Genomic DNA, 11,726 nt, shown 5'->3' with positions numbered 1-11,726 from the left:
AACAGAGATTGCGAGCCGCAGCTCAGTGGATCAGCCGAGCAATACGACCCCGCCCGGCAGCGAGCGCGCCTGGGCCCCGAACAATTGCTGAACCTGGAGGACGAAGTCGCCGAGCTTATTGATCTGAAACGTGCCGTTGACGACCCGTTGCTTCAGATCCGCATTCGTAATGATGATCTTGCCGGATCGATAGCGATTGACCTCATCCACCACGTCGGCAAGCGTCTGGTCGCGAAAAATCAATAGCCCGCTCTGCCAGGCCGTCACCTGCGCCGGATCGACCGGGACCGAGGCTTCTATTCCACCAGGCGTATAGGAGACCTGCTCCGCCTGGCGAAGCTGCACCACGCGGCCGCCCTGGGCGACGTCTACGCTCCCGTTCAGACAGGTCACGCGGACCATGCCGTCAAGGCAACGCGCCACGAAGTCCGCCTGTTTGGCGGTGATGCGTCCGTTCGCAGCCAGCATGACGAATGGCTTCGGCGAAGTTCGCATCGCGGCCACCGAGGCTTCGCCGGAAATCAACTCGATCTGCGTTTCGTCGGGCGCGGAACGCAATGCGATGCTGGTCTGCGTGTTCAGCTCCAGCGATACATCCGGCGTGACCGCGATCTTGCGCTGCTCGCCCTTGCCGGTACGATAGTCGGCGGACAGCTCCTGCAGCGACGGCCAGAGGCCAAGCGGCGGACGGACAACCACATAGCCCGCGGCGGCCGCAGCGATCGCGCCGCCCAAAAAGGCGCGGCGGGCAATAATTCTGGACGGCAGCCGTTGCGGGGCCAGCACCGCGCCTATGGCATCGGGCCGATCGTCCAGTTCGCCCGCTGCGATACCTGCATGGCGGAAGAGCCGCGCGGCCTTTTTGAAAGCCTCCTCATGGGCGGGACTTTGCTGGCGCCAGCGCTGCAGCGCATCGATATCAGCCCTAGTCGGCGCACCCGTTTTGAGCCGGACCACCCAGTCAAGGGCCTCGTCCAAAAGCGCGTCGCGTTCGGATGTATCGCTCGCCGCGGTCACGATTTATCGTCCATCTGCCGCGCTCGCGAGCCAATGTGCTTAATTGATGGGGCCAATGCCGTCCGACCTCGATATATAGCCAATTCCTGTCAATTTCGAGCACCTTGATGCGCGCTTCGACGATCGCACAATCGGTTGCTTCACGATACGCTCGCTGAACAGGAAGCGACGATCCACGCCCCTGCGCTGGCGGCAACAGACCTCGCTTCAACGGCCCGCGTCATTCCTTCGGAACCTCCCATCCAGCTTGCCGCGGCGGTGCCGTTACATGGCATCTACTCGATAGACGACTGGGCAGCGGCTATCCCGAAGAAAAACCGCAACGAAACAACGCGTCACTCAAATTTACTCGCCGCTTGTTGTCCAATGCCGCCCCGGCTCGTCCGGGACGTGCATCGATCGCGGCGTTTCAGCGCCGGTCGGTCATGATCGGGGGCGCGGGCCGCCAAGGCGACGCTGCAAGGTGTGGTCAAGGCTGTCGGCGCAATGGCCAAGGGCCAGCTTCAGATCGCTCTCGACGGTGCGGATACTCACCTGGAGTCGCGCCGCAACCTCGCGCGCCGACTGGCCTTCGATGGAGATGCTGCGGAGCACTTCGCGCGGCCGCGGCGGCAATTCGGCCAGTGCCCGCTTGAAGGCCTCAATCTCCGATCGCGCCTCGACTATTCTCGCCGGATCGGGTTCGTCGTCGCAAACATCCAATAGCGCATCGATCTCCAACGAACTCACGCGATAGTTCTGGGCTTTTTGCCGGTCCTTCGCGATATTGATGGCGGTGCGGAATATGTAGTCGGTCGGGCTGCGAACCGGCACCGCGTCGGTCACGCGATCCAGCCGCAAGAATGTCTCGTGCAGGGCGTCGTGGGCAAAATCCGACGATCCCAGGCGACGTGTCAGCTTCCTGATCAGCCCGTCGTAATTTTCGACCAACTGTCCGCGCAGCCGAATTCGATTGCTGTCAGCCACGTTGCCCAGGCCCCAAACGCGTTACCATCGTTCCGCTCGCCCCCCGACGATCAGCAGGTCGTAGCGGCGCTGAACTACACATTTATGACGGGAGGAATAACACCTACGAGAGAGCATCAGGCGCGCCAGTTCGCAATCAACGGTGATCTCGCCAACAGACCTGTTCAACTCCCCTACCAGGAGTTGGTCAGGGCGGATCGAACACCAGCTGCACGTGAATGTTCAGACGGTCGGGCAATTCGGGAGGTATCGGCGGCAACGGCTGCGCCCGCCGAATCGTCTCCATCGCCTCCTTGTCGAGCAAGGTCTGACCTGAGCTCGTTCTGACCCAGACGCCGAGAACCTTGCCCTCGCGGCTCATCGAGAACTGCGTATCGACGTTTCCCTGCAGACGCCGCGCACTGGCTGCGGCCGGGTAACGCTGATATTGCGCGACATGCCGCAGCAGCGCCTGCTGGAATTTCACGGCGGCGCTGTCTGCGGGCCCGCTTACCGCCGATGGCGCCGACAGAACGTTCGATGGTGGCGCCTCTGCAGGCGAAAAAGCTCTCGGAACAGGAACCGTCTCATCGGAGGTCGATGGGCTCGGCTCCTTCGAGGATGTGTCGGTACGGCCAGTGACGTCTTGTGCGCTCGAATGCGACGTCGAAGCCGTGACGATCGGCGCAGCATCAGGGCGCGGAAGCAGATGAACCTGCACGACGGAGGCCTGCTGCTGGCCCATCGAGCCTGACGGCGTTTGCAGCCTGATCCAGTATACGCCACCGACGAACAGCAGGGTTGCCAAGGCAGGCACGGTGAAAAGCCGCAAGATTTCTCGCGACGACCACGTTCCGGGCTCGTCCTCATAGGGCGGCGATGTGCTCGGCAGCAACGATGCCGCGCCCTTCTGATTTCGTCTCTGAATCTCGTCGAAGTTCATTGCAGCGATCTTACGACGATAACAACGCGGACCGGCTGCGGCGTGTTCGCCGGCGTCGCCCGGCTGACCGTCACCCCGCGCAGCGCCGCTGCAACCGCCGCGTCGCGGTCACGATCGCCTGTCGACCGAAATAGTTCCGTTCGCTCGATCGTCCTTGCGGAATCGATCCAGAGATCAAGCACTGCACGGTAGCTGCCGTCCCGTGTCCGTGGATTTTTTCGAAGGGCGTTCTGAATATCCATCTGCAGCCTTTGGCTGAAGTCCTGCAGCCCGGCGGCGTCGTCGTTCGTCCCGCGTACCCGCAACGTTCCCAAGGACAGGCTTGACGATCCCAGCGGGATTGCCGGCGGCGTATAGCTGACACCCTCCGCAGATGGAAGGGCGAGTGTAATCGCGTCGGGACGGATGTAGCGAACCTTCAGATCGGTTTCTGCCAGGAGCAGGTTGAGTGCGGCATCCGCGGTGAACGTTCCTTCGACGGCGCCCGACGTCCGGCCAACGGCAGAGTTGCTCTCGTAGAGCACTTGAATGCCGGTCGCCTGCCCGTAGGCCTGCAAAGCGCCGGCGAGCGGTTGGCGCGGGATACTGAATGCGATCCGTTCACCCGCTTTGGCGACCTGGCGATCCTCTGCCTCGGCGGCGTAGATGCCAGCCGTCAGCAATGCCGCGTATGCCACCACAAGGAATTTTCGATTTCTCCGATCATTGCCCGATCCGATCGCGCTTCCATATCGCGCCAAACGCCGTCCCAGACGTCGAAACACTGCGACGCGACCATCACCCGGGCAAGAAACTGAACGGGCTTCTCTTGCCTTGACGACATATGATGCAATTGTCTGCATAGCGCTGCTTTAATCGGCCAATACCCGTACCAATGCTCGTCCGGCCCGTCCGATCGATAGAAGGCGACTTTTCGTCGACATGCCTAGATCGTTGCCGGCAGTGGTACAAGCGACAGCGTCCTTTATATCGTTTATGTGACAGCTATCTCATCGCGCGCGTCGACTTGCCTGTCGAGGCCGCTCCGGCGCGAGCGCGTCGCAACCTAGCCACGGCCTCACTGCAATAGCCATTGCCTTGCTTGCGCTCAAAGTGAAGCCGCAATGAATTAGAGCGCCTCGCTCCGCTCGACCTGACGATTGAACCTGTTCCTTGCTGCGCGTCTTCGCCGCTGTCCGCCCCCGCCGACGCGCGGACCTGGGTCGGCACCTAGTCTGCCGCGTCATGCCCGCAAAAATGTCAAGGCGGTACACTTGGGGCAATTGATCTTGGGCTCTTACCGAGCGACAGTATGGAATGGAGATGCGCTATCCCACTTGGAAAGATCCCTCTTGGCTTCCCTATTGTTTGGCCATCCTGATATTCTTTTGTTCGCGGGTGGTGGTCGCACTCGGACTGGTATTCTCCCAAAAATATTTGCCCTCCGGGCCAGATGTCTGGTCTGCGGGACCGATCTGGTACCACCAACTGCTGCAATGGGATTCGGAATGGTATTTCAAGATCGTCACAAATGGCTATCAGTATAACGGCGATCTGACTGTTCAACAGAACATCGTATTTTACCCGCTGTATCCGATGCTCGCACGGGGCTTGGCGACGATTAGCGGTCTCACGCCTGCGGATGCATTGCTGTTGGTATCGAACGTCGCGGGATTCCTCGCGATCATCGTCCTTTTCAAGCTGGTCCGCGAGGAATTTGGTGATCAACTGGCTCTCGCTACAACGGCGCTGCTCAGCTTTTTTCCTGCTTCGGTCTTGCTATCGGCCGGGTATACCGAGCCCTTGGCACTGCTGCTGATCGTCTCGTTTTTTCATGCTTTGAAACGAAAGTACTACTTATCGGCAGCACTGCTTGCAGGCCTGGCAGTCTCTACTCGATCGACGGGCGTCGTCCTATTGCCTGTCCTTCTTTGGGAGATGTGGGCCAATCGCGGTCAGACGAAGTTCCTTCTTGCCCTCCTGCCATGCGTCCTTCTTGCGACGTCGGGCATCTGGCTATTCATGATCTACCTCTGGAGCGCTTTCGGAACTCCGTTTGCTTTTGTGGATGGGCAGGCGGCTTTCCATCAAGGAACGACGCTAGCGACAAGGTTAATTGCAGCACTAAAGCTTGAGCCGTTCACGCGAATGATGCTCAATGACTGGAATCCTTGGGGACAAGCTAGCTGGTTTACATTATTGTTCATTGTCCTGATTGTTTTGGGCTGGTCTCGACTGCGCTCAAGCTGGACACTGTTCGCTATGGCTGTCCTGCTTCTGCCATATCTAACACTCAGCGGTGGGCCAGCAGGCTTCGTCTCCATGAGTCGATTTAATCTCGTTTCATTTCCCCTGTTTGTGACGTTGGCTGATTTAGGATTGCGAGCAAAGTGGCTTTTGGCAGGAGTGATAGGACTCTTCGGCGCGTCCTTGTTCATGAACACCGCCTTGTTTGCTCGTAGAATTTGGATTGGTTGATCGCTACAAGTACTTAAGCAGCGAAGCAGCGCGAGTTGGTCAAAGCGCACCCAATAGAGCCCCCATCAGGGCTCCACTGAGAGGGTAGCTCATTGCAAGCCATATCCAAGATTCACGGTCGCTATTATCTGGCAATCTTTGTGCTGGCGTTCGCGACGCTTTCCTACCAGATCCTGATAACGCGATTCTTCAGCGTTATGCTCCATTATCATTTCGCATTTGCTGCCATTTCACTTGCCATGCTCGGGCTTACGCGCGGAGCGATGAAGGTCTACGGCAAACCCGCCCGTTATGCCGCCGATCGGGTCGGAATCGAATTCGCCCGCCATGCGTCATGGTTCGCGCTCAGCAGCGTTGGCGCAATGATCGTCTTCCTGTGCGTGCCGCTCGCTGTATCCGCAGAAAATGTGCCCCTCGCCCTGGCGCTGGCGATCATCGCCTTTGTGGCTCCGTTCACGGAAGGCGGGATTTGCATCACGCTGTTGCTGACGCGTTTGCCATTTGGCGGCGGGTGGCTCTATGCAGCCGACCTCCTGGGCGCCGCAGTTGGATGTCTCGGGGTGATCTTCATACTGCTGGTGATTGATCCCGTAAGCGCCACGTTATGGATCGGAGCCCTTGCTGCCGGCGTTGGCTGGATCGTCGCGAGACGCAGCGAAGATGTCCGCAGTGTGCGTTTGAGCGGGGCTGTCGCGCTCACACTGGCCGTCGCCGCCACCGTGCACTCCGGCCTTGACCTGACCGGTCGAAGCCATCTCGGTGTGTTCTGGGCGAAGGGTGCCGAGCAGACCGGCACGCTGTTCGAACGCTGGAATACCTATTCGCGGGTAAGGGTGCGCGAATTGGCCGGGAAGGTCCCGTTTGGCTGGGGTCTGGTACGCGCTCCTGATGCCCGGGTCGACCAACACTACCTCGACATCGATGCCGATGCAGGCACGGTCATCACCAGGTATGACGGCGACATCGGAAAGCTCGGCTACCTGAAAGATGATGTCATCAATGCAGCCTACCTCGTGCAGCCGGCGGCCGACGTCGCTGTCGTTGGCGTCGGCGGCGGCCGTGACATCCTTTCCGGTCTGCTCTTCGGCGCCAGCCGGATTCGCGCAATTGAGATCAACCCGGCGATCTTCGAAGTGCTCACCGAAAAATTCGCCGATTTCTCCGGCCATCTCTATCGCCAGCCCGGCGTATCCTTGGTCAATGCCGAGGCGCGAAGCTACATCAACCACTCGCCCGAGCGGTACGACCTGGTGCAGATTTCACTCATCGACACCTGGGCGGCGACGGCGGCCGGTGGCCTGACGCTCACCGAAAATCGTCTCTATACCGTGGAGGCGTGGGATGATTTTTACCGGGCGCTCAAGCCTGGCGGGCTGTTGTCGGTATCACGCTGGTACGATGCCGAGAAGCACCGTGGCGAATTATACCGACTGATCGCGATTGGCGCGAGCGCGCTGCAGCGCAAAGGAGTGTCGGCCGGGGAGCTGCGGCATCACGTCGTCGCGGTCAACGTCGGCGGCATCGTGACGGTCATTACCCGGCCTGACGCGTTCAGCGACGCAGAATGGCAAGGCGCGCGAGAGAGACTTCAGGCGCAGGGCTTCAAGATATTGTTGGGACCGGACATCACCTTCGATGCCGTCACCTCAACCTTGCTGTCCGACAAGGCGGACCAGGCTTTCTTCGATTCGCTTCCGGAAAACATCGCTGCTTCGACGGATGACAATCCGTTCTTCTTCTATACGTCCCGCTTCAGCGATTTCCTGAGCACGCAAAGTTGGGACATCATGAGCAATAATGTAGCGATCGGCATCACCGGCTTGCTCATCATCGCAGCGCTCTGCGCTTGCGGATATTACATCGTGCTGCCCTTCCAACGTCTTGCGAGGCGAATGCCAATGGCGACGCTGGCGCCGCCCGTGGTCTATTTCAGCGCGATCGGGATGGGCTTCATGCTGATCGAGATATCGCAGATGCAGCGCCTCATGGTCTTTCTCGGACATCCCGTCTACGGGCTGAGCGTCGTGCTATTCACAATTCTTCTCTTTAGCGGGATTGGCAGCGCCACGGTCGGTGCGGATACCTCCTCCCGATCACGCGTCACCTTCTTCAGGATTGCCGCCCTGCTCACCACGCTCGTGCTGGCAGCGCTGCTGACGCCGCTGGTCACCACCTGGGCGCGGTCGCTGTCAACCGACATGCGTATTCTGGTGTCCGTGCTGCTGCTGGCTCTTCCTGCATTCTGCATGGGGATGATGTTCCCGCTCGGCCTTGGTGTGTGGCGCCGCCACCATGAACTACTGCCGTTCTTCTGGAGCACCAACGGAATTACGTCGATGCTGGCGTCGGTGCTGGGAGTGGCGTTGTCGATCCAATTCGGCATCGCCAAGACCTATGCGCTGGGGGTGTGCTCTTATGCGATCTGCGCCATCGTGATCATTGCAAGCCGCAGGGTGCAGTCCATCGACTTGTCCGCCGAGGAGGCCGTTGGCCCCGGGGCTTATATCGCAGGAAAGGACGGCGCCACGATTCGGCGGCCACATCAGTAAAGGGAAGTCCGAATACCGCGTCTTCGGCGAGGCAAGACCCGTGTTCGTCGTCGCTTCGGTTGCGCTGTTGCGTGGCGTCGCCGCCGGCCTGATGGCGCTGGCGCGGCGCCTGCCGCGGTCCAGCATCACCATGCTGCGGCTGGCGATCGCCAACATCCATCGGCCCGGCGCGCTGACGCCGTCGGTCGTGCTGCGGCTCGGTCTTGGGCTGGCGGTGCTCGTCACCATCACCCAGATCGACGGCAATCTGCGCCGCCAATTTCTCGCCTCGCTCCCGGGCGGACGCCGGCGTTCTATTTCCTGGACATACCCAGTTCGGAAGCCGACCGGTTCGGCGCGTTCCTCAAGCAGATCATGCCGTCCTCCTCCATCGCATTGCTGGACGTCTTCGCAGGGCTTCCATAGATCCCCTGCTTCGCGTTCAAGGGCGCGCACCCGACCATATCCGACCCAACTAAAATATCGAAAACAACCCCATGCAAAGTAACATCGCAGTTGCAACGACGCTTCGGGCGACGCGAAGACGTTTGAAACTTCGGGTAAATCAACGTCCGAATTCCATGATCGCGCCGCACGACCATAAGGTCCTATGGTAACCGACGCGAAATCCGCACACGCGCCTGGTCGGAATCTTATCCCGTTCGGACCGGACGATTCATGGATCCAACAGAGCCCTACTCGGCAGCCATTGCTGTTTGCAATTCCGATTCCTCCGTCGAATCCTCATGGATCTCATCTGCAGTCGGCTTGACCCGAAACCACGTGGCGTAAAGCGCAGGAAGGAACAGCAGGATCAGCACCGTGCCGACCGCGGTGCCGCCGATCAGCGTATAGGCCATCGATCCCCAGAAGACGGAATGCGTGAGAGGGATGAAGGCCAGCACGGCGGCAAGTGCGGTCAGGATCACCGGCCTCGTGCGTTGCACCGTGGCCTCGATGACGGCGTGATAGTCGTCAAGGCCGGCAGCACGGTTCTCCTTGATTTGTTCGGTCAGGATCAGCGTGTTGCGCATCAGGATGCCGGCCAGTCCTATCAGGCCCAGAATGGCATTGAATCCGAAGGGCTGGTTGAAAGCGAGCAACACGGGCACGACGCCGACAAGTCCAAGCGGTGCTGTCAGCATGACCATGGCCATCGTCGAGAAGGATCGCACCTGCAGCATGATGACGATCAACATGGCGGCGATCATGGCGGGAAAGACCGTCGCCAACGCGTCATTGGCCTTGGTTGCCTCCTCGATCGATCCGCCCAATTCGATGCGATAGCCGGCCGGAAGGGATGCGATCAGCGGCTGAAGGGCCGTCTTGATCTCCTTAGAGACCTCTGGAGGCTGGGTTGCCTCATTGATATCAGACCGAATCGTGACCACGGGTGTGCGATCGCGGCGCTTCATGATCGGCTCTTCCAGACGGATTTGCGAATGGCCGATCTGGTCGAGCGGAATCGGGCGGCCGTCCCTGCTCATCAGAGAGAAATCCGCCAGGCGCGCCGGATCCAGCCGCTCGCCGCCGGCGCTGCGTGCCACGATGGGGACATTGCGGATGTCCTCGCGGACCTGCGTAACGGGGATGCCAGTGAGGAGGAACTGGAGTTGCCGGCCCACCTCCGCTGGCGAGAGGCCGATGAGGTTCAGTCGATCCTGATCCGGGATGAAGCGGAGCACGGGTGTGCGATTGCCCCAATCGCGGTTCGCTTGCCGCACATCGGGAACGCCACGCATGATATCGATGGCTTTTTCAGAGATCGCGTACAATTGCGCCGGATCAGGCCCCATGACCCGAAACTCGACCGGGAACGGCGTGTACGGTCCGAACACAAGCTGAGTGACGCGCACATTGGCCTCAGGTGCAAGCCCCTGTGACACCGCCTGTCGGAGCCGGTGCTTCAAAGCCTCGCGCGCCTCCGCGTCCGGTGTAAGCACGACGATCTTGGCGAAGGCCGGATCAGGCAGCTCCGGCGCCATCGCGAAGAAGAATCGGGGAGCGCCCTGACCGACATAGCTCGTGACGATCTTGGCCTCCGACTGGTGGTTCAGCCACTGTTCGAGCTTCTCGACTGTGGCAGTCGTCGTCCCAATGCTGGTGCCTTCCGGCAGACGAACCTCCACCAGCACTTCGGGGCGGTCGGATGTCGGGAAGAACTGCTGCTTGACCGCGCCCATGCCGACGACGGAAAGCGCGAAGGCGATGGCGACGATGCCGCTGGTTACGAACTTGTGGCGCACGGCGAAGGTGATGAGGCTTCGCAGGCGCCGATAGTTCGGTGTGCCGTAAATCGCGTGGTGACCGCCTTCGACCGGCTTGATCGCGGGCAGCATCTTGACACCTAGGTAGGGCGTGAAGATCACCGCGACGATCCAGGAGACGATGAGGGCGAACCCCACGACCCAGAAGATGTTGCCGGCGTATTCGCCCGCCGTCGAGCGCGCGAAGCCGACCGGCAGGAAGCCGGCGACCGTCACGAGCGTGCCCGACAACATCGGCGCGGCAGTGTGGCTCCACGCGTAGGCCGCCGCCTTGATGCGGTCCATGCCCTCTTCCATTTTCACCACCATTACCTCGATGGCGATGATGGCGTCGTCGACGAGAAGACCAAGCGCCAGGATGAGAGCGCCGAGCGTGATGCGGTCGAAGAACCGGCCGGTTTCCAGCATGATGAGGAACACGACGGCGAGCGTCAGAGGCACGGCAGCCGCCACGACGATGCCGACGCGCCAGCCGAGGCTGAGAAGGCTCACCAGCAACACCACGCCGAGCGCCATCGCGAACTTCATCATGAATTCGTCAACCGCCGAGGTGATGTTGACGGCCTGGTCGCTGACCTTGGCCAGAGTCATCCCGAGTGGCAGCGTCCGGGCGATAGCTGCGGACCTCTCCTCCAGCGCCTTGCCGAGCGCGAGGCCATCCCAGCCCTCTTGCATAACCGCCGCGAGCATGATGGAGGGCTCACCCTGGTGTCGTATGAGATAGGTGGGAGGGTCCTCGTAGCCGCGGCGGACTTCGGCGATGTCGGAGAGTTTCAGCGTCCGCCCCGCAGCGACGATCGGCGTGTCGGCGATCGCCTGGACGCTGTCATAGGCGCCGTCGACCCGGATGAAGACCTGCGGCCCCTTGGTATCGATCGAGCCTGCCGGTGTGACGGTGTTCTGCCGCTGCAAGGCGGCAACAATATCCTGTGCCGACACGCCGAGGGTTGCCAGTTTGGCATAGGAGAACTCGATGAATATCTGTTCGGGGCGTTCACCGAGGATGTTGATCTTCTTGACGCCGGGCACGTGCAGGAGGTCCTGGCGAATGGTCTCGGCTTGCCTCGCAAGTTCCCGCATCGGCATGCCCTTCGCCTTGAGGGCATAAAGGGCGAAGCTCACGTCCGAATATTCGTCGTTGACGAAGGGGCCGAGCACACCAGAGGGCAGCTTGCGCGCTTCATCTCCAAGCTTCTTGCGGGCCTGATAGAACTCATCCTGCACGCTAGATGGCGGTGTGCTGTCCTTCAGCGTAACCGTCATGTAGGCATAACCTGGCCGTGTGGTCGTCTCTACCCGGTCGTACCAGGTCAGCTCCTGAAGCCGCTTCTCCAACGGTTCGGCGACCTGGTCCTGCATCTCGCGCGACGTCGCGCCTGGCCATACCGTCGTAACCGTCAGGGTCTTGATGGTGAAGGAGGGGTCCTCGGCCCGCCCGAGCATTACGAAGGCGTAAGCGCCTGCCGCCGCCAGCAGGACGATGAAGAACAAGGTGACGGCCCGTTCACGAACGGCGATCGCGGAAAGATTGAAATTCATCACTTGGCCACTCCTATTCCTCGACGTTCG

At 60.7% G+C, this 11,726-nt stretch carries 7 protein-coding genes and 1 pseudogene; 3 read left to right on the top strand and 5 right to left on the bottom strand.

The features are described from left to right. Positions 1-30: 30 nt before the first annotated feature. From KJQ96_RS04210 to KJQ96_RS04195, 4 genes are all read right to left on the bottom strand, one after another. The gene (locus KJQ96_RS04210; protein ID WP_213285432.1) at positions 31-1,017 is read right to left on the bottom strand and encodes a FecR domain-containing protein; all 987 of its coding nucleotides are present in this window, start codon (positions 1,015-1,017) and stop codon (positions 31-33) included. A 423-nt stretch (positions 1,018-1,440) separates the two neighbouring features. Beyond that, positions 1,441-1,983 carry an RNA polymerase sigma factor gene (locus KJQ96_RS04205; RefSeq protein WP_213285431.1) on the bottom strand — a complete coding sequence of 181 codons (543 nt, stop codon included), beginning with the start codon at positions 1,981-1,983 and terminating at the stop codon, positions 1,441-1,443. Positions 1,984-2,170: 187 nt separating this feature from the next. Next, positions 2,171-2,905: an energy transducer TonB gene (locus KJQ96_RS04200; protein ID WP_213285430.1), complete on the bottom strand. Its 735-nt coding sequence runs from the start codon at positions 2,903-2,905 to the stop codon at positions 2,171-2,173. Further along, positions 2,902-3,585 carry an energy transducer TonB gene (locus KJQ96_RS04195; RefSeq protein WP_213285429.1) on the bottom strand — a complete coding sequence of 228 codons (684 nt, stop codon included), beginning with the start codon at positions 3,583-3,585 and terminating at the stop codon, positions 2,902-2,904. Before KJQ96_RS04195 ends, KJQ96_RS04200 begins: the two co-directional genes overlap by 4 nt. Positions 3,586-4,207: 622 nt before the next feature. Here KJQ96_RS04195 and KJQ96_RS04190 point away from each other — a divergent pair. The 3 genes and pseudogenes from KJQ96_RS04190 to KJQ96_RS04180 all read left to right on the top strand — a co-directional run. Further along, the gene (locus KJQ96_RS04190) at positions 4,208-5,362 is read left to right on the top strand and encodes a mannosyltransferase family protein (protein WP_213285428.1); all 1,155 of its coding nucleotides are present in this window, start codon (positions 4,208-4,210) and stop codon (positions 5,360-5,362) included. 92 nt (positions 5,363-5,454) lie between these two features. After that, positions 5,455-7,911, top strand: a complete 2,457-nt coding sequence (locus KJQ96_RS04185) for a hypothetical protein (RefSeq protein WP_249733709.1) — start codon at positions 5,455-5,457, stop codon at positions 7,909-7,911. Positions 7,912-7,951: 40 nt separating this feature from the next. Continuing rightward, positions 7,952-8,307: pseudogene (locus tag KJQ96_RS04180) on the top strand (ABC transporter permease); the annotation flags it as partial. 278 nt (positions 8,308-8,585) lie between these two features. Here KJQ96_RS04180 and KJQ96_RS04175 read toward each other — a convergent pair. Further along, positions 8,586-11,696, bottom strand: a complete 3,111-nt coding sequence (locus KJQ96_RS04175; protein WP_213285515.1) for an efflux RND transporter permease subunit — start codon at positions 11,694-11,696, stop codon at positions 8,586-8,588. Positions 11,697-11,726 lie beyond the last annotated feature (30 nt).

The organism is Bradyrhizobium sp. sGM-13 (assembly GCF_018398875.1).
Taxonomy (GTDB): Bacteria; Pseudomonadota; Alphaproteobacteria; order Rhizobiales; family Xanthobacteraceae; genus Bradyrhizobium.
The sequence above is the reverse complement of the archived record's forward strand: the minus strand, read 5'-3'. Positions and strand labels throughout refer to the sequence as shown.